Annotated in this window: 27 protein-coding genes; 23 read left to right on the forward strand and 4 right to left on the reverse strand. The window is 52.5% G+C overall.

The features are described from left to right. The first annotated feature begins 28 nt into the window (after positions 1–28). The 6 genes from hisF to trxB all read left to right on the forward strand — a co-directional run bounded on the left by hisF (position 29) and on the right by trxB (position 6356). On the forward strand, positions 29–787 hold the full coding sequence (hisF, locus tag M1D70_RS00835; RefSeq protein ID WP_009595653.1) for an imidazole glycerol phosphate synthase subunit HisF: 759 nt from the start codon (positions 29–31) through the stop codon (positions 785–787). Then, a complete protein-coding gene (gene hisIE, locus M1D70_RS00840) occupies positions 784–1485 on the forward strand; it encodes a bifunctional phosphoribosyl-AMP cyclohydrolase/phosphoribosyl-ATP diphosphatase HisIE (protein ID WP_456288874.1) in 702 nt (233 codons plus the stop codon). Before hisF ends, hisIE begins: the two co-directional genes overlap by 4 nt. Positions 1486–1496: 11 nt before the next feature. Further along, complete coding sequence (hisJ, locus tag M1D70_RS00845) at positions 1497–2336, forward strand: histidinol-phosphatase HisJ (protein WP_009595673.1); 840 nt, start codon at positions 1497–1499, stop codon at positions 2334–2336. Between the two features lie 168 nt (positions 2337–2504). Then, positions 2505–3455, forward strand: coding sequence for a ribose-phosphate diphosphokinase (locus tag M1D70_RS00850; protein WP_012818404.1), 951 nt, complete (start codon positions 2505–2507; stop codon positions 3453–3455). A gap of 143 nt (positions 3456–3598) precedes the next feature. Then, the gene (locus M1D70_RS00855) at positions 3599–5281 is read left to right on the forward strand and encodes a tetratricopeptide repeat protein (RefSeq protein ID WP_456288875.1); all 1683 of its coding nucleotides are present in this window, start codon (positions 3599–3601) and stop codon (positions 5279–5281) included. Between the two features lie 121 nt (positions 5282–5402). Further along, the gene (gene trxB / locus M1D70_RS00860) at positions 5403–6356 is read left to right on the forward strand and encodes a thioredoxin-disulfide reductase (RefSeq protein WP_009595659.1); all 954 of its coding nucleotides are present in this window, start codon (positions 5403–5405) and stop codon (positions 6354–6356) included. 128 nt (positions 6357–6484) lie between these two features. Here the strand turns inward: trxB and M1D70_RS00865 are convergent, their stop codons facing one another. Further along, a complete protein-coding gene (locus tag M1D70_RS00865; RefSeq protein ID WP_036674125.1) occupies positions 6485–6967 on the reverse strand; it encodes a spore coat protein in 483 nt (160 codons plus the stop codon). A gap of 87 nt (positions 6968–7054) precedes the next feature. After that, entirely contained in the window at positions 7055–7510 is a 456-nt protein-coding gene (locus tag M1D70_RS00870) for a GNAT family N-acetyltransferase (protein WP_456288876.1), read from the reverse strand. A gap of 187 nt (positions 7511–7697) precedes the next feature. On the opposite strand from M1D70_RS00870, the gene M1D70_RS00875 reads away from it, so the two are divergent. From M1D70_RS00875 to M1D70_RS00955, 17 genes are all read left to right on the forward strand, one after another. Beyond that, the gene (locus M1D70_RS00875) at positions 7698–8516 is read left to right on the forward strand and encodes a methyltransferase domain-containing protein (protein WP_456288877.1); all 819 of its coding nucleotides are present in this window, start codon (positions 7698–7700) and stop codon (positions 8514–8516) included. 123 nt (positions 8517–8639) lie between these two features. Further along, a complete protein-coding gene (locus M1D70_RS00880) occupies positions 8640–8981 on the forward strand; it encodes a DUF2642 domain-containing protein (protein ID WP_456288878.1) in 342 nt (113 codons plus the stop codon). Between the two features lie 273 nt (positions 8982–9254). After that, a complete protein-coding gene (locus M1D70_RS00885; protein WP_009595660.1) occupies positions 9255–9749 on the forward strand; it encodes a GNAT family N-acetyltransferase in 495 nt (164 codons plus the stop codon). Positions 9750–9793: 44 nt separating this feature from the next. Further along, positions 9794–10363 (forward strand): GNAT family N-acetyltransferase, encoded by a 570-nt coding sequence (locus M1D70_RS00890; protein WP_456288879.1) that lies wholly within the window; start codon positions 9794–9796, stop codon positions 10361–10363. After that, complete coding sequence (locus M1D70_RS00895) at positions 10360–10506, forward strand: hypothetical protein (RefSeq protein WP_175320826.1); 147 nt, start codon at positions 10360–10362, stop codon at positions 10504–10506. The genes M1D70_RS00890 and M1D70_RS00895 overlap by 4 nt, the downstream gene beginning before the upstream one ends. A gap of 92 nt (positions 10507–10598) precedes the next feature. After that, on the forward strand, positions 10599–11012 hold the full coding sequence (locus tag M1D70_RS00900) for a hypothetical protein (RefSeq protein ID WP_009595658.1): 414 nt from the start codon (positions 10599–10601) through the stop codon (positions 11010–11012). Between the two features lie 296 nt (positions 11013–11308). Then, the gene (locus M1D70_RS00905) at positions 11309–12415 is read left to right on the forward strand and encodes a VanZ family protein (protein WP_456290373.1); all 1107 of its coding nucleotides are present in this window, start codon (positions 11309–11311) and stop codon (positions 12413–12415) included. A gap of 35 nt (positions 12416–12450) precedes the next feature. Continuing rightward, positions 12451–13137: a hypothetical protein gene (locus M1D70_RS00910; RefSeq protein ID WP_456288880.1), complete on the forward strand. Its 687-nt coding sequence runs from the start codon at positions 12451–12453 to the stop codon at positions 13135–13137. A gap of 79 nt (positions 13138–13216) precedes the next feature. Next, entirely contained in the window at positions 13217–13660 is a 444-nt protein-coding gene (locus M1D70_RS00915; protein WP_456288881.1) for a hypothetical protein, read from the forward strand. 188 nt (positions 13661–13848) lie between these two features. After that, entirely contained in the window at positions 13849–14310 is a 462-nt protein-coding gene (locus M1D70_RS00920) for an NUDIX domain-containing protein (RefSeq protein ID WP_433937975.1), read from the forward strand. Positions 14311–14381: 71 nt separating this feature from the next. After that, positions 14382–14585, forward strand: a complete 204-nt coding sequence (locus M1D70_RS00925) for a DUF4177 domain-containing protein (protein WP_009595662.1) — start codon at positions 14382–14384, stop codon at positions 14583–14585. A 25-nt stretch (positions 14586–14610) separates the two neighbouring features. Then, positions 14611–15360 (forward strand): DUF3891 family protein, encoded by a 750-nt coding sequence (locus tag M1D70_RS00930; RefSeq protein ID WP_456288882.1) that lies wholly within the window; start codon positions 14611–14613, stop codon positions 15358–15360. Positions 15361–15464: 104 nt separating this feature from the next. Continuing rightward, complete coding sequence (locus M1D70_RS00935) at positions 15465–15641, forward strand: hypothetical protein (RefSeq protein WP_009595674.1); 177 nt, start codon at positions 15465–15467, stop codon at positions 15639–15641. 308 nt (positions 15642–15949) lie between these two features. Next, positions 15950–16147, forward strand: coding sequence for a hypothetical protein (locus tag M1D70_RS00940; RefSeq protein ID WP_456288883.1), 198 nt, complete (start codon positions 15950–15952; stop codon positions 16145–16147). Positions 16148–16366: 219 nt separating this feature from the next. Continuing rightward, complete coding sequence (locus tag M1D70_RS00945) at positions 16367–19450, forward strand: hybrid sensor histidine kinase/response regulator (protein ID WP_456288884.1); 3084 nt, start codon at positions 16367–16369, stop codon at positions 19448–19450. A 28-nt stretch (positions 19451–19478) separates the two neighbouring features. Next, the gene (locus M1D70_RS00950; protein ID WP_009593629.1) at positions 19479–19847 is read left to right on the forward strand and encodes a LytR/AlgR family response regulator transcription factor; all 369 of its coding nucleotides are present in this window, start codon (positions 19479–19481) and stop codon (positions 19845–19847) included. 121 nt (positions 19848–19968) lie between these two features. Further along, positions 19969–20982 (forward strand): serine hydrolase domain-containing protein, encoded by a 1014-nt coding sequence (locus M1D70_RS00955; RefSeq protein ID WP_009593650.1) that lies wholly within the window; start codon positions 19969–19971, stop codon positions 20980–20982. A gap of 124 nt (positions 20983–21106) precedes the next feature. On the opposite strand, the gene M1D70_RS00960 is transcribed toward M1D70_RS00955, so the two are convergent. Together M1D70_RS00960 and M1D70_RS00965 are read right to left on the reverse strand one after the other, a co-directional pair. Continuing rightward, positions 21107–21718 carry a response regulator transcription factor gene (locus M1D70_RS00960; protein ID WP_012818423.1) on the reverse strand — a complete coding sequence of 204 codons (612 nt, stop codon included), beginning with the start codon at positions 21716–21718 and terminating at the stop codon, positions 21107–21109. After that, on the reverse strand, positions 21651–22877 hold the full coding sequence (locus M1D70_RS00965; RefSeq protein ID WP_456288885.1) for a sensor histidine kinase: 1227 nt from the start codon (positions 22875–22877) through the stop codon (positions 21651–21653). Before M1D70_RS00965 ends, M1D70_RS00960 begins: the two co-directional genes overlap by 68 nt. Positions 22878–22895: the final 18 nt, after the last annotated feature.

Below are 22895 nucleotides of genomic sequence, written 5' to 3' on the forward strand. Positions count from 1 at the left end.
AGTTCATATAGGGGAAGAGGGGAAAGGCATGCTGGCAAAACGGATCATACCTTGCCTGGACGTGAAGGACGGCCGGGTGGTGAAGGGCGTAAACTTTGTGAATCTCCGCGATGCGGGCGATCCCGTGGAATTGGCCGCGCTCTACGACCGGGAAGGCGCAGATGAGCTTGTCTTTTTGGATATATCGGCTTCGGTCGAAGGCCGGGCAACGATGGAAGAAGTCGTTCGGAGAACGGCAGGGGAGATCGCCATTCCTTTTACCGTAGGCGGAGGCATCTCCTCCGTGGAGGACATGAAGCGGATTCTGCGGGCGGGGGCGGATAAGATCGGGATAAATACGGCAGCGGTCAAGCAGCCGGAGCTCATCTCCGCCGGGGCGCGCAAATTTGGGTCCCAATGCATCGTCGTGGCGATCGACGCTAAGTACAACGATGCGTGGGGAGAATGGGAAGTGTACACGCACGGCGGACGTACGCCTTCCGGCATCAAGGCGCTTGATTGGGTGAAGCAGGCGGAAAGCTTGGGTGCGGGCGAGATTCTGTTGACCAGCATGGATGCGGACGGAACGAAGGACGGCTTCGATCTGCCGCTGACATCGGCCGTAGCCTCTACCGTGCAGATCCCGGTCATCGCGTCCGGCGGCGCCGGCAAAGAAGATCACTTCTATGACGTATTCACTCAGGGCAAGGCGGATGCGGGTCTTGCCGCCACGATTTTTCACTATAAAGAGATCTCGATCCCTCATCTTAAGTTGCAGCTTAGCCAAAAAGGAGTGGATATACGGTGAGCGAAGATATGTTGAAAGATTTATCCCTGGAGCAGGTCAGCGAGCATATCCGTTGGGATGCCGCGGGCCTGGTGCCGGCGATTATACAGGATGCAGAGAGCAAGCAGGTGCTGATGATGGCTTATATGAACCGGGAATCGCTGCGATTGACGCTGGAGAGCGGCGAGACTTGGTTCTGGAGCCGTTCGCGCGGAGAGCTGTGGCATAAGGGGGCAACTTCCGGGAATGTACAGACCGTGGTATCGATGACATACGATTGCGACGGAGACACCCTCTTGCTGCAGGTGAATCCGAATGGACCTGCTTGTCATACCGGACAAACGACCTGCTTCCACAATGAGATTACCGCTCAAGGGCAGAAGAGAGAGCTAGCTAATCAAGGTACAGCGGTATCCGGCGAGCGCTTCGCGGTACTTGCCGAGCTGGAAGAAGTCATTGCCCAGCGTGAGGTGGAGCGGCCGGAAGGGGCCTATACAACCTACCTGTTCGATAAAGGCGTGGACAAAATCCTTAAGAAGGTGGGCGAAGAAGCTTCCGAAACGATCATCGCCGCCAAAAATAAAGACAACGCCGAGCTGAAGCTTGAAGTCAGCGATCTGATCTATCACCTGCTGGTACTCCTTCAGGAGCGGAAGCTCCCGCTGGATGAGATCATGGATGAGCTGAGCCGCCGGCATGAACGGCCGCGCCGCGATTAGGAGGCTTACCGATGCATATTGATTACCATACCCACCATGCCCGGTGCGGACATGCCGAGGGGCAGCTGGAGGAGTATGTACGGCGCGCCATCGAACTCGGGATGGATCAATTGGGATTATCGGACCATATGCCTTTGATACACGTGAATCCGGAGGCGTACTATCCGGAGATGGCCATGCCGATGGACGAGCTGCCGCGTTACGTGGAGGAATGCCTGCAGCTGAAGGAGCGCTACAAAGGGCAGATTGACATTCGGATCGGACTCGAAGGCGATTATATCGAGGGCTACGAAGAACAGATCGAGCGGATCGTGAAGGACTATCCGTGGGATTATGTCATCGGGTCCGTTCATTTTCTTGGCGAATGGGACATCACGGATTACCGCCAGACCCAGGGCTGGGAGGGCAAGGATCCGCTTGAAGTCTATCGACAATATTATGATGCGGTGCAGAAGGCTGCCGCAACCGGCTTCTACGATATCATGGGCCATCTGGACGTGATCAAGCGGTTCGGTTATGGGCCGGGCCCCGAACAGAAGCCGGACGTGATCGCATTGGAGCAAGCAGCGCTTGCGGCCGTGGCCCGGAGCGGGAAGGCGATGGAGCTGAACGCCTCAGGTTTATCAAAGGCCTGCGAGGAGATGTTTCCAAGCCGGCGAATGCTGGAGGAAGCGATCAAGCTGGGCATTCCGTTGACTTTAGGGTCGGATGCTCATCAGCCCATGAAGCTCGGCGAGCATCTGGATCAGGCACGGGCACTGCTGTCAGAGCTTGGCGTTCGGGAGCTTGCGACCTTCCGTAACCGGAAGCGGGAGATGGTCCTTTGGAATGTGGAAGGAAACGATGTATAATAAAGACAAGCACTAATTGCAAACAGTTCAATGCAGACGGCTGTTTTCCCCTCCAGGAAACCCTATCGACGGGTTTTGGGAGGCGGGAACGGCCTGATTTGACGATAACGCTTTCAATCCATCGTTGCATCCGCCGACATTATTAACCACTCTCGTCAGGAGGTCCTCATGTATCGTTCATTACGATTGTTCGCCGGAACTTCCAATCCGGCGCTTGCCGCCAGCATCAGCCAGCAGTTGGGCGTTGAATTGGGAAAGATCAAGATTTCCCGCTTTCAAAGCGGCGAGGTTTATGTCCACTATGAAGAAAGCATCCGCAATTGCGATGTTTTTCTGCTGCAGTCCTTTTCTCACCCTATCAACGAAATGTTCGTAGAGCTGCTCGTGATGATTGATGCCGCCAAGCGTGCTTCCGCCAGAACGATCAACATCATTGTTCCTTATTACGGTTATGCCAGACAGGAACGAAAGGCAGCGCCGCGAGAGCCGATATCGGCCAAAATGGTAGCCGACGTGCTGACCACGGCCGGTGCCAACCGCGTGATAACCATTGATCTGCATGCGCCTGCCATTCAGGGGTTCTTCAATATACCGGTGGACCATCTGACTGCGCTGGATTTGATTACGGAGTATCTGAAGTCCAAGAATATTGAGAATCCGGTTATCGTTTCTCCCGATGCCGGGCGGGCGAAGACGGCCGAGAAGCTTTCGAGCCGCCTGGGATCGCCGTTTGCCATGATGGTCAAGCAGCGTCCTGCCCATAACGAAGCGGTGATTACCCATGTTATTGGAGACGTGGCGGGACGCACGCCGATTATTATCGAAGACCTGATTGATACGGGAACCACCATCGTGCAGGTGGTGGAAAGCTTAAAGGAACGGGGAGCCAATGATGCCATTGTGTGCGCGACCCATGGCCTGTTCTCCGGTGAAGCACTTGACCGTCTCGACCATGCTCATATCGAGGAGATCGTGGTCACGGACTCCATCGTGCTCCCGGACCATCACTGCAAGATGCGGTTAAAGGTGCTGTCTGTTGCGCCTATGCTGGCCCAGGCCACTCACATTATCATCGAGGGCGGATCGATCGCCACTTTATTCAAAGACGCCGGTGTGTAAACTGGTGTCTTTTTTCTGCAAATGACGTCGTAACTTGTGTTATACTGTTGTGGATAGAGGAGCAAGTTAAAGGAGGTGCCTTGCTTTTCGTGAATGGTCATCCATATGGGTCCAGTGACCCCCACAATGTTATATCTATCGAAATGAATGCTAATTTCTTCTTCGATCGCGCGGTTCGTTCGCTTGATCGTTACCAATATGACAAGGCTCTGAAATATTTTCGCAAAGCTGTAGAATATGAACCCGATAATCCGGTGAATCATTGCAATATGGCGGGTATATTATCAGAGACGGGAGATTATAAAGCTTCCAACGATGTGCTGGCTCATATTCTGGAGCAGGTTGACCCGTTGATGACGGAATGCTATTTCTATATGGCGAACAATTATGCCAATATGGAGCAGTTTGAGAAGGCGGAAGAAGCGCTTGTCACTTATCTGGAGGAAGATCCTAACGGTCAATTTCTGGATGAGGCCGAGGAAATGATGGAACTGCTCCATTACGAGCTGAATCGTCCTGCCAAGCTGAACCGGATCAAGAGCCGCGAAGGCGTGGTCGAGCATGAGCATGCCCGGGCACTGCTGGAGGAAGGGAAATTCGCCCAAGCGGTCAAGCTGTTGGAGGAAATCGTCAAGGATAATCCGGATTTTCTAGCTGCGCGCAACAATTTGGCCCTGGCTTACTACTATATGGGGCGTTTCGATACCGCGAAGCGCACCATTGGCGAGGTGCTGGATCAGGAGCCGGGCAATCTGCACGGTTTATGCAATCTGGCCATCTTCTTTCAGCATGAGGGAAATCAGGAGCAGCGCGACCGTTTGATGGACATGCTAACGGTAACGGTTCCTTTTCATCTGGAACATGTGTTTAAGCTTGCGACGACGATGGGCATATTGGGGCAGCACGAAATTGCCTACGGTCATTTTCGCCGATTGCTGAAAGAGGATGAGTTTAGCGGAGATCCAAGCCTGTATCATTATACGGCCGTTGCGGCCTGCAACAGCGGTTATTACGACAAGGCCGAGAAATATTGGCGGCAGGCGCTGAAGCTGGACGGAGATTCGGTGATTCCGGATTTCTATTTGGCCCAGCTGCAGAAGCGTAAAGAAACCGGTACCGATCAGATGAAAGTGAGTTACCACTATCACCTTCCGTTCGAAGAGCAGTTCAAACGCTGGGAGCATGACGGCGATAAACTGACCGAGGAAGCGAAGCAGAATCCGCTGATTCGTTCATCGTTCTTCTGGGCGCTCCGGCATGGCGATCCCCAGACCAAGCTGCAGGTGATCCGGACGCTGGAATTGATCGCCGATGAAGAGGTGCAGCATGCGCTGCAATCGTTCCTGCAGGAACCGGGAGAGGACGCGGAGCTGAAGGGTGCCGCCCGCCTGGTCCTCCAGCAGATGGAGGCCGCAAGCAATCGGTTGAAGGAGCGCCGCGACGATCGCGATTTATCCGGGGGCAAGACCCGCGAGGTGCTGCCGGATTGGCTGCCTTCCTGGAAGGCGGTGCTGGAGAAGGCCGAGCAAACCATGGACATGCGGGTTGACGCCTTTTGGAAAAAAGAGATGGAAAATCTCTGGTCCGAATTCCTGAGCCGGCTGTACCCGGATATTCCGAACATTCGGAATGTCGAGGGCTGGGCAGCGGCATTGGAATATCTGACGGCCAAGAAACGCGGACGTACCCTGACTTATGAACAGGTGGCTGTCCGTTACGGGATTTCCTCATCCACCGTGAGCCGTTATGCACGTCAAATGGATAGCGTATGTGAAACGAAAGGACAACCGGATGATAGTTTCCGGCCATTTACGGAAAATATTTAAGTAAGAGCCCATATTCGGATACTTAGGAGACCTTGGTACATGATGGTACATGAAGATTCCGTAAGTCCTGAATAGGATAATGCATGCAACAGAAATCGACACCTTAAAGGAGGCCGTATCTATGTACAAATCAATCGTAATCGGAACAGGACCTGCCGGATTGACGGCAGCCATCTACTTGGCACGCGCAAACTTGAAGCCGCTCGTGATCGAGGGAATGCAACCGGGAGGCCAGCTGACGACAACGACAGAGGTCGAGAACTTCCCTGGATTCCCGCAAGGCATCATGGGTCCCGAGCTGATGGATAATATGCGTCAACAAGCGGAGCGCTTCGGTGCAGAGTTCAAGAGTGCCTGGGTCGAGTCCGTTGATTTCTCCGAGCGTCCGTTCAAGGTGAATGTCGAGGGCATGGGCGAGCTTCTGGCCGAGTCCGTGATTATCTCGACGGGAGCTTCCGCGAAGTATCTCGGAATTCCGGGAGAGCAGGAGAACGTTGGACGGGGCGTTAGTACATGCGCCACTTGCGACGGGTTCTTCTTCCGCGGGAAAAAAATCATTGTCATCGGCGGCGGCGACTCTGCAATGGAGGAGGCCAGCTTCCTGACGCGTTTCGCTTCCAGCGTAACGGTGGTGAACCGCCGCACCGAGCTGCGTGCGTCCAAGATCATGCAGGAGCGCGCGCGTGAGAACGAGAAGATCCAATGGGCTTTGGACCGCACGCCGGTTGAGGTGGTAACCAGCGATACCGGAGTTAAAGGGCTGAAGGTCCGCAACAACGAAACGGGCCAGGAAGAACTGATCGAAGCGGAAGGCGTGTTCGTAGCCATCGGGCATACGCCGAACACAGGCTTCCTCGGCAATCAGATCACAACCGATCCGACCGGCTACATCCTGGTTAAACCGGGAACGACCGAAACGAATATCCCGGGCGTATTCGCCTGCGGCGACGTTCAGGATACGCGTTATCGCCAAGCCATCACGGCTGCAGGAACAGGCTGTATGGCCGCTATGGACTGCGAGAAATATCTCGAGGGCCACATGGTCCATGATTGGAGCGAGACGCTGAATAAGTAATTCCAATTCCTTGCCTAAGGGATTATCTGTTGAAAAGAAGAAGCCCCAGAGCTGTACAGCGGACGGGTTTGCGAGAAAACATCTCGTAAAATCCGTACCTGTTTAGCCAGGGGCTTTTTTTTGCTGAGCTACAAGTTCAGCGCTTTGTTCGCATTTTTCACGTCATTCTCCAGCAGCTGCTTCAAATTGTATGACGGATACAGGCCGCGCGCATACATGAAGTAGAAGATTTTTCCGTGCAGTTCAATGGCTTTGTTCAACTGCTTCTGAAGTGTTTCTCTTACGCTTGGAGTTGCCGCCTCGGTAATAGCAATGGCGTAGCTGCGGACCGAGGTTTTGGCAAACCCCAGCAGATGACCTGCGTAATACGCCGTCAAATCGGCACCGGAGAGACTGCGGGTTCCCGTGGGCGCTTCCGAATAATAAGGCAGAAGCTCCTTCAGGTTCTGTTCAACCCCTTGGATCGCTTCCATATACAGTCCATGGAGCTCCGGGTCTTTGATATCATGCACTGACATCTTGAACGCCATCAAGTGATTCGCCTGAAAGGCAGTTAATTCATGAATCTCCAGTGTTTCGTGCCAAGCGAGATGTCTCGGATTGTGACTCATGTTCAATAGGTTCTCCTCCAAAAATCAATATGCGATAGCCTATTCACCGAATGGAGGAACGGTGCATAGCACAGCCCGAATCTCACCTTACAAATCTAAGGACATCCGGACCATGTCCCGCAGCAGCATGCCGTTCTCGTAGATTTCTTCATCATAATGACGGACAAAAAAGTCCCGGTCGATGCCTGTCATTCGAAATCCGCATTTCTGGTACAGCGCCAGCTGTGCCACCCCGGTGCTCCCTGTTCCTACTTCAATCGTGGCATATCCGAGCTCCCGGGCCTGATCAACGGCATGATTCACGAGCTGTTTGCCATAGCCCCGGCCGTGCAGATTCTCGCTTACGGCAACGTTCACCAGCTCGATGGTATCGGGTCTGGTGGGCAGCAGGACGTAGACCCCGATGGGTTGTGAGCTTTCTTCAGCGACATAGCAGTGACCGCGGTTTACGTATTCTTCGACAAGCCTTATCGATGGATCCGCAAGAAGGAGCAGGTCCATAGGGGGCGTTTCTTCATGAGTATTCAGCTTTCTAATGTTCACGAGCGTTCTCCCTTATGATATCGATAGTGGTGTTATAAACAGGTTTATTGTACCACGCCTGCATCGTCAAATTGCTGGAATTGGATGATTTCAACGGGCGGTTGAATTCTTCCGGGATTCAATGACCAGGTTATTGTATGCCCCGCGCAACGTCCCTACAATGTGGTTATATAGGAGCGTGATCCATATGAGAGACATGTTGGCCAAAAATATTAATCGTTACCGTAAAGAACGGAGACTTACCCAAGAAGGATTGGCGCACAAGCTGGGCGTTACCTTCCAGGCGGTATCCAAATGGGAGACCGGGCAGACCATGCCCGATATCGCGCTGCTTCCGGAGCTGTCCCGGCTGCTGGACGTCAGCATCGATAAGCTGTTTGGTTATTCTTCGACGGGCAAGCCGATCAGCATCTATGAAGAAGAGTACAAAACGCCGGAGTACTATTGGGGCACGGAACCGAACGCAGCCTGTTATCAGGTGCTTGAAATGATCCCGCCGACAAAAAGATTAAGGCTGCTGGATATCGGGTGCGGGGAAGGGAAGGATGCCGTGTTTTTTGCCCGCAACGGGTATGAGGTAACGGCATTCGACATTTCGGATGCGGGGATCGAGAAAACGAAGCGATTGGCCGATCACATCGGGGTACACGTGAACGTATTCAAGGCGGATATATCGGATTACCGTCTGGATTCGGAGTTTGACGTGCTGTATTCCAGCGGCGTGCTGCATTACATCCGACCCGAGTATCGCGAGGAGATTTTTTCCAATTACAAAAAATTCACCTCGGCAGAGGGACTCCACTGCCTGAATGTATTCGTGCAGAAGCCGTTCATTGCGCCTCCTCCCGAGGATGAGCCTTATGCTTATGACTGGAAGTCCGGAGAGCTTATGCTGCATTATCACGATTGGTTGATTCACAGCTGCCCGGAGGTCATTTTTGATTGCAACTCATCGGGTATACCGCACCGGCATGCGATGAGTAAGTTGATTGCTCAGAAGGCGTAACGGGTGGCGATTGAGATCAAAGACATCCTTGCTTTTTTATACAAATATGAGGGGGATAACATAGCGGCCCCTTTCCGGTCATACATAAAGATGTAGGATTCATATCGCAAGGGAGGTCTTACATTGAACAACCATGTCAACACAGCAGGTTATCCGGCGCCGTCTGCAGGTTATGCACAGGGATACTATGCCTACCCTCCACTCCAGCCTATACCGCCGTATTACGCGCGCCGGACCCCGGCAATCCCGCAGCCGATGCACTATGCTACGTTGGTTGAACCGGTATTTATTGACCATCTGCTCCGGCATAAAGGAGCCAAGGTGGTCATCATGACCACTGCGGGGAAAGTAGAGGGGATTTTATCCGGTGTGGTGGTCGACCATGTCCAACTGACGATCGGGGACAACAAAGCACTGCATATTCGGCTGGCCGAGGTGGTGTACTTCGAGGGAGTTCCATTCTGATAAACAGGGATCCAAATAGTTTAAACGAAAAAATACCGGCTGATAGGGAAGGATTAGACCGGTGAATCGCCAATTCATACAATACAGATCCGAAGGCGTTCCCATGGGGACGTCTTTTTATTCGATTGTAATTGAGGCCGAACGATTGGATGGGTCGGTATGGAGGTACGATGGAAATTTTCTGGATCATCACGGACAGTCCGATTTTGATGCGGAAAGACCGCCGTTCTGAACGCGCTGACGGTAATAATCTAGGCAGAAAGGGAGATGTACATGAATTCATATCATATTCGAGTCGCAGGCCGGGAGGACGCATCCTTTTTACGGGAGATGCTGTACGAGTCCCTGTATGTGCCCGAGGGAGGGGAGCCTTTTAGCCGGGACATTCTCGAAGAGCCGTTTATGAAAAAATACGTGGAGGACTGGGGGCGCGCGGGTGATCTGGGCTACATTGCCGTGAATGCAGCGGGCAAACCGGCAGGCTCGATTACCATCCGGTATTTTGATGAAGGGAACAAAGGGTTCGGTTACGTGAGCGACGACATTCCGGAGCTGGGCATGGCGCTGATTCCCGAATCCCGCGGGCAAGGGCTAGGAACCGCCCTGATGAAGGAATTGTTCAGAGGAATGAAGGAGCGGGGGATTCGAAAGGTATCGTTAAGCGTCGCTCCGGAGAATGCCGCAGCTATGAAATTGTATGAGCGCTTCGGATTTCAGGAGGCGGGCATGTGCGGAACCTCTATCACGATGGTTGCGGATGTAATCTGAAACGAACAATGAGATGATCCAATGAGAAGGATGGAGGAATAACGATGCTGGTATATGAGGCAGGGCCTATTACGGTTCGCGAGCTGGAGGAGAAAGATGAATGTTCCTTAGCTTCTTGGCTGTCCAATCCGGATGTGCTGCAGTATTACGAGGGACGGGACAATCCTCACGACGTGGAGCGGGTGCGGGAGCATTTCTATGTGGATGATGATGAGACTCGCTGCATTATCGAATATGAGGGGAAGCCGATCGGGTATATCCAGTTCTATCTTCTCGATGAAGATACGTTAGACGAGTATGGGTATGACGGGAACGATGCGGTCGGCAGAACATTCGCCACGGATCAATTCATCGGGGAGCCGGATTATTGGAATCGAGGCATCGGTACGAAGCTCGTGACTTCCATGATGGATTACCTCGTGTTTCAGAGGCAGGCCGACCGGATCGTGATGGACCCGCAGGCTTGGAATGAACGGGCCATCGCTTGTTACGAGAAGTGCGGCTTTCGGAAGGTCAGGCTGCTGGAGAAGCATGAACGGCATGAAGGAGAGCTGCGGGACTGCTGGATTATGGAGTATCGGGCGGAGCGCGGCAGATCCGGTCCGAGTCGATGATTCCATGGTACCATCCGGACAACGACGTCACGGCAAGCCGGCTGATCGGCATGAAGGGCATCTGGAAGCGGGATTCCTATTATGATCGGGATTTTGCCAAGGATGGGAGATTAGCGATTTACTCGAAATCCTCCATTATTTGAAAAGTTGAAAAACCATTTCATTCTTTTGCTCGTTATCATGTATATAAGCCTAATCGAGATAGCTGGTCGTTCCGCGTGAGGAGGGGTGTCCCGTGAATCGAAATAAAACCATGACCTTGATAGGTAAGGGTGAGTCTTGGAAAGCGACTTATGTCGTTTCCCATCAGGATAAGGTCAATGCGAAGCTTACCGTGTTTCAGGATGCGCTTGGCGGAAAGCTGAAGCTTCAGTACTCGGGGAAGGAGCTTCTGGAACATGGGCAGATTAACTATCGGCTTGAGGACATGACGGGCCGCTTCCAGGAGGGCGGAATCGTCGTGGGGACCGACCATGCTGCCATGAAGGAGACCAAGGGTGCGCTGGATTTGGCGCGTCTGCTCGATATGATGAACCCGAACAAGGATCTAACGATCCAGATAGAGTGGAATGGGCACCGTGAAGAATTCAAGCTGGGACTTCCGCGAAAGATTAGCTTTGGAAAAGCCGTCCGCAAACGGAAGGAATAACGGGACTTCATGGAAGCAGGACTGGGGCCGACTCCCGTCGACATAAACGCGTAAGGCGGGAATAACGACCATGTTATTCCAATGACATTGAATCCAATGCGTTTGCGTTTGTATATGGTGACCCTGCCCACACTGATGGTGTGGGTTATTCGGTTTGCGAAGCGCGAGGGTGACAGGCATGTCGGCCTTGATGCGGATATGTTTTTTTAAACGCATTTTAAACGAAGGGATCCCCGTCATTTAAACTTGGTCCTGTACTTTATAAGTAGAACATCACGGAGGGAGTGAACGAGAGCATGCTGGAAGCCTATCTATTTCCGATATCCTATGCATTTTTAACCTTTCCCATAGCGGCTTTGCTGTGCGCAGTTCCCTTTCTGATCGTGCAGTATCGCAAATATGGTTATTTTAATAAATTCCGGGGATTTCTGCTGTATTTATTCCTGCTGTACATGATGAACGCAGTGTATCTTGTGCTCCTTCCTTTGCCCGCCTCGCGGCATAATGCTCCGATGGATGTCGCCTCGGTTATGCAGTGGATGCCGCTGAATTTTATACAGGACATCTTAAAGGAGACCAAGGTGGTATGGGGCGTGCCGTCGACTTACACGCATTTGTTGAAGGAAAGAGCCTTCTTGCAGGTCGTGTTTAACGTCATTCTTGTGGTACCGTTCGGCATGTTCCTCCGTTATTATGCGAGAGCGTCCTGGGTTGCGTGTCTGGCGGCCTCGTTCGGCTTGTCGTTGTTCTTCGAGGTAACCCAGGTGACCGGCATTTACGGCTTCTATGATCACCCGTACCGATTGTTTGACGTGGACGATCTGCTGATGAATACCCTGGGCGGAATGATGGGCCTCGTGATGGCGGATTGGATGAAAAATCACCTGCCCCGCCTGGATCGTCTGGATGAGAAGGTGGATCTGTCGCAGAAGCGGGTCAGTTATACGCGCCGGGCCATTGCTTTTGGCATGGATGCAGCGGTCATGCTGCCGATCATTGGCATGCTGACCGTGATGAACGTGAGGGGTGCATACTTCTTTGCCGTGATTTTATATTATATCGTGCTGCCTTATATGATGCAGGGGCAGACGCTGGGGAAATGGGTCGTCCGGGTCCAGATCCGCGGAGCGGGCGAACATCTGAAGCTGAAGGAAGTGATTGTCCGCAACGGCCTGCTGTATGTGGTATGGGGCGGGTTCCATGCCTTGTTCATTACGGTGAATGTCACCGGCTCTCATGTCCTGCTTGCGATGTACGCGCTGGGGATATTGCTGCTGGACGGCGCTGTGTTCCTTCACGTGCTGTTATGTCTCATCCATCGCGACCGGAAGCTGCTGCATGAAGCCAAGAGTGGAACAAGGCTCGCTATCGTAGAGAATAAACCCGTGCATAAGGCGGACTAAAGCAGGTTACCACGGGTCTTCTTATTTGTTATAATGTGGAAAATGGATTCATCGAGGAGGAGATACAACTGAAAGGCAAAATCCTCTCCATTTCTGCCATTATCCTGGGTTTGTTCTTCATTTCCAATCAGCATCTGGGCTATTCATTCGGGGATGATCTGTTCCGCTGGGCAGGGATCCCGCCATGGACTAAGCAAGGCAACTATGGTCTTCATCTGCCCGTTATCGCAGGTCTTATCTTATTGACGATCGGCATTCTGCGGGTAACGAGCATTTATCGCCCGCTTTATCCGAAGATCATGAGCCGGGTGATGATCGGTTGTGTTGCATGGATCGTCGTTTTTCCCTTCGTATCGGAGTCCGTCATGTTTGTGGCCAATTTCAATTCGAGCGGCATATCCACCGTCGCCTATTCCAAAAAAGACAGCAACTGCGAATATCGTACAGAGAACGAGGTTATTCTGGCACGCTGCCAGATTCAAATTTACAGTTACGGCACCGAGCGGCAGGTTACGGTACGCCCGCTAAGCGTGGATGTTGGCGGAAGGGTGATTGATTTCGAGTCAAAGGTGGTTGCGGTTCGGCCGCGAGGGAAGGTCCAGGTCCATGAATCCTTTGAGGGTTTCTTGGACCGGCCGGACCCTTCCTACAGTATGTCGGGAGGGACGAACAAGCCGAACATCGAGCTGATCGTCGATGGCAGGAGCAAGCAGGTGAAATAGCCTCCCGTTACGAACGAAAGGTACATGACGCTGATATCCGAGGTGGACCATGCCGAATTTTCATCGCACGGAAAGGTATTTGAAAATACCGCTGATTACGCTTCTGCTGTTGGTTATGTGTTCATCGCCCGTTGCGCTTGCCTCATGGGCATATTCGTTTGTCGTGAATGACGGGAAGATCTATGTCATGTCGGAAAATCCCGTTGAAGCGTCTGCGCTTGGAGACGTGGTGGGAAAGGTCACCTACCATACGGATCGGGAAGGGTCTTACGGCGGTAACTTCTCCAATGTGTACCCGAAGGGAACGAAATACTATGCGGTCCAGGGAATCGCCCCCGAAACCGCCATAGCGGTTGAGACGCAGGCCGGCTATCTTATGGCTCATTATGAGGGCGAGTACGGGGGTGCCCGTGTTTCGTGGATGTTCAAGGATTGGATTGCCGCAGGGCTGATCCTGTTGATCGTTGGGTGCGTGGCGGTCGTCGTATTAAAGAAGCGGAAGGATGGCTCATATAGGCGCTAGCAAAGCAAAAAGAGCCAGACCGAGAGTTATGCTTCAAGCGCAAACAAGCCGGTATTCTTTGAGCATGCTCATGGTATACCGGCTTGTTATCGGTTTCTACCAATATGCAGATAGTGGGTTCGCCTATAGAGGATTTATTTTTGCTACAATAGAAAATAGAAAGAAACGTTACGATAAGGAGATTGCTCATGAAACCGATTCGAAACTCGGCCAAAGCGATGATTGTCCGAGATGACCAAATTCTTTTAACGAAGAATGTAGACCAATGGGGGGACTTCTATCTGTTCCCAGGCGGCGGGCAAGAGAAGGGCGAAACCTTGGTGCAAGCCGTGGTTAGAGAGTGCCTGGAGGAAATCGGGCGCAGGGTGGAAGTTGAAGATCTGCTGCATGTCCGTGAATACATAGGGTCCAACCACGAGTTCGCGGAATGGGATTCCGACGTGCACCAAGTGGAGTTTTACTTTGAGTGCCGTTTGGCGGATGAGGGGGATCTGTTTCAAGGACATAACCCGGATGAATATCAGGTGGGCGTAGAATGGATCGATTTGTCTTCATTGGATGGGATTCGAATCTACCCCCGCTCGCTGGTCAAGCCGCTTATGGATAAAGCGGGACGCTCAGCGGTTTGTTATGTCGGAGATACGAACTGATTGATGTCTGCCGGTTGGAAGGTCTCGAGGTTTGTTGTCAAAATCAATGGGATGATGGGGGATGCCGACTTATGGATCAATGGGAATACAAAACGCTGAAATACAAAACCGGAGGATTCCTTGGGGGTAAAGTGAACGAGGAGGAATTCGAGGATTTACTTAACAGCTACGGGATTGACGGCTGGGAATTGATCTCGTGCTTCGATACGAGCGTACATCAAGGCCAGTCCAGAGATATCATTGCCGTGATGAAACGAAAAGCGTATCTGGGGTAAGGACGAATCGAGGGGAGATGATCGGATGATCATTCGCGAGACGGAAGATGCTTTTGTGATGACGACCCAGGACGACCATGGCCGCTTCTCGGGCGATGTGGCCCGGGGCTTTCGGAGAGAGCTGTTTATGGATGAGACGGTAAGGGAAGAAGTGCTGCTGGCTATAACCGAGCATGACCGCGCCTGGCTTCGAATGGATGATACGCCGATCTGGAATGATGCAAGCCGGACTCCGTTCACTTTTATCGATTATCCGGTCATGCCGAAGATGCTAATGTATACCAAGGGCGTTGATGAGATCGAAGCGATGAGTCCTTATGCAGGGTATCTTTGCAGCCTTCATTTCGCTTCATTTATGAAAAACGCCACCGAAGCGCCGCTGGTGGAATTCTATCATGATGAGCTGGATCGGCAAAAACGGCTGCGTGATCATTATTCGTTTCCGGGCGAAGCCGTGATTCACAGGCAGTTTGGGCTGCTGCAGCTGTGCGATGACATCTCGCTCTATGTGAACATGAATGCCCCGGGTGTTTCCAAGGATCAGGAGCATCCATGGTTCAAAGAGGGTTTCGATATGACGATCGATGGGGAAAGAGTCGTGGCGGCCTGGGCCAGCGAACATGAGATCAGATTGAGTCCGTTTCTGTTCGAAGGAGCATGGTCGGCTACGGTGAAATGGAAATACGTGCTGAAGGCGGAGATTGATGCTCAGGGAGTGGCGAAGGCTTTTGATGGTGCGCCGTGGACCGAGCAGACGATAACATTTATACGGTGAGCCTGAATAAGCAATCATACTTCGCAGCCCAAAATATGATATGATCACGACAGCAGCACGTAGACTGGACAGACTTGATTCTGTAGGAATGTAGAGGATGAACAATGAAGAAAAAGGAATTTTTGATCGTGGCACTGCTTAATTTTTTGGCCGCGATAGCGTTCTTGGTGGTTGTTTTCATAACGGATCGAAGCTCATGGCAATGGGGATTCGGAATCGTTTCCTTGTTGTTTGCGATTGGTGGAGTAGGAAACTTGGTATTGCATGCCAAGAACAAATAACCCCTTCGCAGGGTGGTCCCGATTAGATTTCAGGAAAGAAGCATACATCAGGGAGCCGCAGGCTTCCTGGTTTTGTGCCGGTTCCAGGTTTTGATTTTTTCCGCAGAAGGGGATTCCGATAACATGGATCATGAACGATTCATGCCTTTACTTGTGACCGTATTTATGTGATAATATTCACAAATATAATCCGGCATCCATGATTGCTTTTATGGCGGTTGGCCGGGCTTCTATTCATCACAGCATGTTAACCGATATAGAAATGTCTTGATGTCGATGTTGTTTTAACAAGTAAAGGAGCGTTATTCATGAGGAATCATGGGATTTGTGTCAGCTGCGGCGGTAAGGTATATGCTGCCTCCAATCGTTGCGTTCAATGCGGAATACCGCAGCCGTACGGTCCATCCAAACAAGCCTTTATGCTGCAGGTCGCCGCAATGATCGGGGTCGGTTTACTTATTTTTGCGGTACCGGTGATTCTGCTGACGATGTGGGCGAAATATTAGTCCAATATATAAATTGTATAAGTCAGCCCTTCTAGCAAGTCGTGATCGGGATTCATAAATGATGAATTCGGCACGGTTGGCGAGAGGGTTTTTTTCATGCTTGCAGAGAATAGTTTATAGGGGATTCTTCAATCTTGGTTCCAAATGCCGATATATTGGGTAGCTTTGCAGCTCTATGTTGGCAGAATCCTAAACTCTATATAGAGAAGTAGGACAGTCATGAACAAAAAACGGCGCGTGATGTTTACGGGGTTGGCATTGGTTATACTCTTGCCCATATGGTTTATCGTTCGGTTTATCGCGACCCCGAATGTAAGTCCTGAAGCTTTCCAAGGAAGACTTGATTTAACAGCGTGGGACTTTTCGAAGGAAGGCGGAGTCCCGCTCAACGGGGAGTGGGAGTTCTATCGGGGACAGCTGTTAACCCCGGAGAGCTTTGGACCCGGAACACCGAATGAGAAGAAGCCGTCTCCCACAAGCGTCGTATCGATACCAGGCAAGTGGAACCGTTATGTTACGGAGAACGGCGAGTCCGGGCCTGAGGGTGTCGGAACGTTTAGGCTGGTTGTTCGATTAAAGGAAAAGGAAGGCATCTATGGCCTTCATACCGGCAACATACGGACGGCTAACCGGATCTTTATGAGCGGTCAGGAAATCGGGGCCAGCGGCTCCCCCGGAATGTCCGGAGAGGGGAGCACCCCCAATAATATTCCATACGTCGGTTATGCCCAGGTTAACGGGAACGAAGTTGAAATCATCGTGCAGGTAACCAACTATATTTATTCTTCAGGGGGCATCTTCTCTCCGCTGATATTTGGCGACATGAAATCGGTGATGAAGAGCCGTGAAACCGCCGTGTTTGTCGATCTGATGACCCTCGCGGGCTTCCTGATTCCTGCTATGTATTTCTTGCTGCTGTATCGAATGCAGCGGAACGAGAAATCGCTCCTGTATCTGGGGCTCTTCTGTCTGTCCTCGATGATCTACGTGGCTACGCACGGCCAGAAGCTGTTGTCTTCGGTATGGCCCGATCTTTCATATGAATGGTTCATCCGGATTCAGCTGGTTTTTTCCGCCTTCGTTTATTACTTTTTGCTGCGTTATATAGCGGAAGCCGTTCAGGGCCTTATTCACCGATGGGCCCTGCGTTTAAGCAATGCGGCAACGATGATAGCCGTTGGAATTGGGCTTGCATTGCCGACGGTTGTCTTCTCGAAAATGGAGCCGGTCATTTATATGTTCTCGGTATTTATCATTGGTTATATCACGTTCGTGATGGGAAGGGGAATTTGGCGAAGGTCTGCGGATACGGAATTTATGGTGATCGGCATTCTGAGCATTATGGTGGTGATTGCCGTCCATGTGCTCAGCTTAATGGGAGTTTACAACAGCCTGGCCATCGTTCCGCTTGAGATGCTGCTGTTTGTGGTAACGCAGGCGATGCTGCTTGCTCAGCGCTTCTCCAGGGCGTTTACCGACGTAGACCAGCTTTCCCGAAGATTACTGACCTTGGATGGTTTGAAGGACGAATTTATGGCGAATACATCGCATGAACTTCGAACCCCTCTGCATGGCATCGTGAATATTGCCCAGTCCCTGATGGACGGAAGTTCAGGCTCCGTAAGCGATCGACAGTCCAGGGAGCTGTCCATGATTGTGTCCACCGGCAAGCGGTTATCCACGCTCGTGAATGATATTCTCGATTTTAGCAAACTGAAAAATGGGGAGATTGTGCTTAAGCGGCAGCCGGTCGACCTGAAAGCCGTTACCCAATCCGTGCTCGAAGTGGTGACGCACCTTGCCGCGGGCAAACCGCTCTCCCTGAAGCAGGAATGGCCGGACAATCTGCCATGGCTGGATACCGATGAGGATCGATTGCGGCAAATTCTGTATAACCTGCTTGGGAATGCGGTGAAATTCACGGAGACGGGAACGGTACAGGTAACCGCTCATGCGCTGAACGGTCATGTGCGGGTATCGGTGACGGATACGGGGATCGGCATCTCACCGGAGCGGCTGATCGATGTGTTCAAATCCTACGATCAGATAGGATATGCATCCGATCGGGAATATAGCGGCACGGGCATCGGACTGAGCATTACGAAAAAACTGGTAGAGCTGGGCGGAGGTGAAATTTGGGCCGAGTCTATGCCTGGTGCGGGTTCAGCCTTTCATTTTACGCTGCCGTCTACGCAAATCCCCCCGCAGGCAACATTGGCCGGCTTCGGAGGAACGGGGGAAGTCCTGGTCGCCGCGGCAAAGGAACGCGTTCCCGAGCAGGATGAGCCTGGGCAGCATTCGAAGGGGTCTACCGTGCTGCTGGTTGACGATGATCCGGTTAATCTGCAGGTGCTTCGCAGCCTGCTATCGGCAGAGAATTACCATTTGATTAGCGCAGGTAACGGAGCCCAGGCACTGGAGCACATCCGGTCGGGGCAAGGGATCGATTTGGTCATCACGGACTGGATGATGCCGGGGATGTCCGGATTGCAGCTGTGCATGACGGTCCGGCAGCAATTCACGCTCTTCGAGCTGCCCATGCTCATGCTGACAGCCCGAAGCTTGCCCGACGATGTTCGAACAGGCCTGCAGGCGGGGGCGAACGATTTTCTGAGAAAGCCGGTGGAAGCCGATGAGCTGCGAGCGAGGGTCCGGAATCTGCTGGAGCTCCGGCGGTCCGTTCGGCAGACCATTTCGGCGGAGATGGCTTTCCTCCAAGCCCAGATCAAGCCGCATTTCATGTCGAACGCGCTGAATACCATTCTGGCCGTGCTGTATACGGATCCGGACAAAGCGACGCGGCTGCTGATCGAGCTGAGCCATTATCTGCGTGGCAGCTTTGACTTCCAGAACCGCGACCAGCTTGGCCCGCTGCAGAAGGAAATGGCCTTATTACAGTCCTACTTGTTCCTGGAACAGGCGCGGTTCGAGGATCGTTTAACCGTTGAATATGATGTTCATGCGCCATTAGATGCCTTGGTACCGCCGCTCAGTATACAGCCGATCGTGGAAAACGCGGTGCGGCATGGGATTACGAAGCGGGTATCCGGGGGAACGGTCCATATTTCAATTCATGAACGCGAAGGGCAGATCACCATTTCCGTTTCGGATAACGGCGTCGGCATGAGCGAGGAGAAGGTTAACGCCTTGCTCTCCGCAGCGTCCGATTCGGGTGGAGGCGTGGGGCTTCGAAACATACACGCCCGATTGCTCACGCTGTACGGCAAAGGCCTTCAAATCGAGAGTCAGCCTGGGGACGGTACTTCTGTAAGCTTTGAAGTGCCTTCTCGTCAAGTGATGTAACGAACAACGAATAGGGGGGATTGACGACATGAAAGCCATCGTGATTGATGATGAGAATCCGGCGCTGATGCATATGCAGCGGCTCATTGAACGTGATGGGCGCCTGCAGGTGGCAGGTATGTTCACCCGGGCTCAGGATGCAATAGAGCAGTGGCGATCCTGCAAGGCGGATGTTGTATTTTTGGACATCGATATGCCTGGAATGACCGGGCTGGAAGCAGGTGAAAGACTGGTACAGCTTGAACCAAACGTTCGTATCGTCTATGTGACGGCCGAAGCCGCGGATTCGCCTGAGTGGGATGCCCGCCATTATTTATTGAAGCCGGTGGATCCGGAACGTTTCAGCCTCACGGTTACGCAGCTGGAGCAGTGTAGGCATGAGCGGAGTTCCCTCTGATGGGCGGGAACGCAATTCCGGAATTCAGGGTATTTTTTCGTTAAACTGGTCTTGTACCGGGATCCCCTTTACTTATTCATGTTAAAATATGCCTATCCTAGATAAAGGATGGGATCAACCGATGATACATAAAATGGAGGAATGGGCTGCCAACAGCCATTTTTCAGGAACGGTGCTCTTAACGGATCAAAATCGCAACATCATATGGAATGCCGCCTTCGGCTATTCCAATCGGGCCGACCGCATCCCGAATCAAGGGGACACCAGGTTCGGCATCGCTTCAGGCTGCAAGCTGTTCACCGCGATTGCGGTTTGCCAGCTTATTGAACAAGGCAAGCTGTCGCTGGACAGCAAACTGAGCGAGTGTCTGGATATTCGCCTGCCCCATGTTAGCCCGGAGATTACGGTGTTTCATCTACTGAGCCACACCTCGGGTATTCCGGATTACTTTGATGAAGAGGTCATGGATGACTTTGAGGATCTGTGGAAGGCCGTGCCGATGTATACGCTCCGGAGTGGAAGGGACTTTCTCCCTTTGTTCCAGAATGAGCCGATGAAATTTCAAACCGGCGAGAGATTCCACTATAACAATGCAGGCTTTGTGTTGCTTGGCCTGATCGTTGAACAGCATGCCGGCCTGTCGTTTCGCAATTATGTCCAGCAGTTTGTTTTTGAGCCTTGCGGCATGAACGATTCGGGATATTTCCCGCTGGATCGCCTGCCCGCGAATACGGCTTACGGGTATATCGATGAGGAGGACGGTACGTGGAGAACGAATCAGTATGCCATTCCGATTCAGGGTTATGCCGATGGCGGGGCGTATGTGACGGCTCCGGACATGGCAAAGCTATGGAATGGACTCTTGTCCAATACTCTGCTCTCGGCATCGATGACGGAGCAGCTGCTGGCTGCCCATTCGCACGACCCGGACAGTGACCTGAAATATGGGCTTGGCGTGTGGATCACCGAGAAGAATGGAAATGTGTACAAATATCATGTTATGGGCTACGACCCGGGCGTGAATTTCCGATCCGCGTATTATCCGGACACCGGACATACGTTGGTCGTGGCATCCAATGCCAGCGACGGCGCTTATGAAATGATGCAGACCATAGAGGAAGCTTTATTCAATTGATACAGTGGTAAAAACAGCCCCGGGCAATGAACTCGCCCGAGGCTGTTTCTCTATGGGACGGTCGTTTACAAACCGTATTAAGCCATACCGGCCGCGCCTCGCAAATGCCTCCAGGGGCCCCGGCCTATATCCATCCCTTCTCTTCCGCCAACGAGATGGCCTCGATACGGTTCTTGGCATTCAGCTTGCTTAGAATCTCGGACATATAGTTGCGGACCGTTCCGTAGGACAAGTGCAGCTTCGCTGCGATATCATTGGAGCTGTTTCCGTCTGCGGCCAGCCGCAGCACTTCCCGTTCGCGTTCGGTAAGCGGGTTGGCACCCGCACCGGACAACGTCCCGAATACGAGTTCAGGGGAAACTTCCCTGCGCCCACCCATCACTCTCCGGATGGCTTCCGCCAGCCGTTCGCTGGGTTCGTCTTTGAGCAGGTATCCCTGGACCCCGGCCTGTACGGCTCGCTCGAAATAACCGGGCCTGGCGAACGTAGTCAGGATGATGACCCGGCTGGCATACCCGCGCCGCTTTACTTCCTCCGCCACCTCAAGGCCGCTGCGCACAGGCATTTCGATATCCAGCAAGCAAACATCCGGTTGATGGATGGCAATCTGAGATAGGGCCTCCTCGCCGTCGCCGGCTTGACCGATCACATCGATATCGTCTTCAAAATCAAGCAAGGAAGCCAGAGCGCCGCGCAGCATTCGCTGGTCCTCGGCTATCAGCACTTTGATGCTCATGGGTGGTGTCCTCCTTCCGGTTCTTGATGATGATCGGAACGCGAATGCTCACTTTCGTGCCTTGCGGGTCGGAGACGGCCTCAACGGTGCCCCCGATGAGGGACAGACGTTCCGCCATCCCCTTCAAGCCATTGCTGTCGGTACCGGATGGCCCCTCTTCTTTGCCTTTAAGACCGATTCCGTTGTCCGCCACCAACAGCCGCCATTCATTATCCAGGGATTCAATGTCAATCCGGCACTGGCTTGCCTGGCTGTGCTTCACCACATTGGTTACGGCCTCTCGCAAGCAGAGGCTCAGGATATTGTGGGCCAAGTCGGATATGCCTTCCAGCTTCGGATTACCGGTGCAGTTGAACTGGATATCGGCACTCTCCAGAATGATCTGGGCTTCCACCAATTCTTCCGGTAGGGTGGCGGTTCGCATATCGGATACCAGCTCACGCACCTGGCGCAGCGCGGCCCGGGAGGTATTCTGGATCTCCCGGGCTTCCAGTTGGGCCTTCGCGGGATCCTTCGCCGCCAGCTTCTCCACAAGCTGGCTCTTCAACGTGATGAGAGACAGGGTATGACCCAAGGTGTCGTGAAGATCCCTGGCAATACGCATCCGCTCTTCGCCTTTAATCAGATTGCGGATTTGCTCGTTAGCCTGGGCGAGCTCCCTCTCCAACTCCTGTCGCCGGTTCAGCGAGCGGATGCCGAAGGGCGAAAACAGCATGATGAGAAAAAAAGGAATCATAAAGAGCAGATCCTTTCCCAGCATGCTTGCGTTCTTGATTAAAGGAATCGTCTCGATGATGCCAAACAGCACAAGGGATATCGTGAATTTGCGCCGGTCGGTATACCAGCCGATGAAATTGGCCGTAAAAAAGCCCATGTACATGTAGGTCGGGTGATACCACATGCAGAGAATGAAAATGATGGACATCTGAATGCCCAGCCACACAAAGAAACGAGGGGTGCCCGCGACGAAGTAGAGCTGGCGATAGGTGACAAGAAACAAGCCGATCAGCGCAAAGCCGATCCCCATCTTCCAGCCTTCCTCGCTCATCATGTTGATCACGGGAAGGGATATATAGATGAGCCATAGGTAGGGAAAAAAACCCAATTGCGTTGGAAACACCTCGAACCCTGCGGATTTTGCGTCTTTCAATTTTTTCATGAAGCCATCATCCTTATC

Source organism: Paenibacillus sp. AK002 (genome assembly GCF_053903045.1).

Bases quoted from the DNA above. Each gene is read 5' to 3' on its own strand.
- hisF (WP_009595653.1), top strand. From the start codon at position 29: ATGCTGGCAAAACGGATCATACCTTGCCTGGACGTGAAGGACGGCCGG.
- hisJ (WP_009595673.1), top strand. From the start codon at position 1,497: ATGCATATTGATTACCATACCCACCATGCCCGGTGCGGACATGCCGAG.
- M1D70_RS00850 (WP_012818404.1), top strand. From the start codon at position 2,505: ATGTATCGTTCATTACGATTGTTCGCCGGAACTTCCAATCCGGCGCTT.
- M1D70_RS00855 (WP_456288875.1), top strand. From the start codon at position 3,599: ATGAATGCTAATTTCTTCTTCGATCGCGCGGTTCGTTCGCTTGATCGT.
- trxB (WP_009595659.1), top strand. From the start codon at position 5,403: ATGTACAAATCAATCGTAATCGGAACAGGACCTGCCGGATTGACGGCA.
- M1D70_RS00865 (WP_036674125.1), bottom strand. From the start codon at position 6,967: ATGAGTCACAATCCGAGACATCTCGCTTGGCACGAAACACTGGAGATT.
- M1D70_RS00875 (WP_456288877.1), top strand. From the start codon at position 7,698: ATGAGAGACATGTTGGCCAAAAATATTAATCGTTACCGTAAAGAACGG.
- M1D70_RS00885 (WP_009595660.1), top strand. From the start codon at position 9,255: ATGAATTCATATCATATTCGAGTCGCAGGCCGGGAGGACGCATCCTTT.
- M1D70_RS00890 (WP_456288879.1), top strand. From the start codon at position 9,794: ATGCTGGTATATGAGGCAGGGCCTATTACGGTTCGCGAGCTGGAGGAG.
- M1D70_RS00895 (WP_175320826.1), top strand. From the start codon at position 10,360: ATGATTCCATGGTACCATCCGGACAACGACGTCACGGCAAGCCGGCTG.
- M1D70_RS00905 (WP_456290373.1), top strand. From the start codon at position 11,309: ATGCTGGAAGCCTATCTATTTCCGATATCCTATGCATTTTTAACCTTT.
- M1D70_RS00920 (WP_433937975.1), top strand. From the start codon at position 13,849: ATGAAACCGATTCGAAACTCGGCCAAAGCGATGATTGTCCGAGATGAC.
- M1D70_RS00925 (WP_009595662.1), top strand. From the start codon at position 14,382: ATGGATCAATGGGAATACAAAACGCTGAAATACAAAACCGGAGGATTC.
- M1D70_RS00930 (WP_456288882.1), top strand. From the start codon at position 14,611: ATGATCATTCGCGAGACGGAAGATGCTTTTGTGATGACGACCCAGGAC.
- M1D70_RS00935 (WP_009595674.1), top strand. From the start codon at position 15,465: ATGAAGAAAAAGGAATTTTTGATCGTGGCACTGCTTAATTTTTTGGCC.
- M1D70_RS00940 (WP_456288883.1), top strand. From the start codon at position 15,950: ATGAGGAATCATGGGATTTGTGTCAGCTGCGGCGGTAAGGTATATGCT.
- M1D70_RS00945 (WP_456288884.1), top strand. From the start codon at position 16,367: ATGAACAAAAAACGGCGCGTGATGTTTACGGGGTTGGCATTGGTTATA.
- M1D70_RS00950 (WP_009593629.1), top strand. From the start codon at position 19,479: ATGAAAGCCATCGTGATTGATGATGAGAATCCGGCGCTGATGCATATG.
- M1D70_RS00955 (WP_009593650.1), top strand. From the start codon at position 19,969: ATGATACATAAAATGGAGGAATGGGCTGCCAACAGCCATTTTTCAGGA.
- M1D70_RS00960 (WP_012818423.1), bottom strand. From the start codon at position 21,718: ATGAGCATCAAAGTGCTGATAGCCGAGGACCAGCGAATGCTGCGCGGC.
- M1D70_RS00965 (WP_456288885.1), bottom strand. From the start codon at position 22,877: ATGAAAAAATTGAAAGACGCAAAATCCGCAGGGTTCGAGGTGTTTCCA.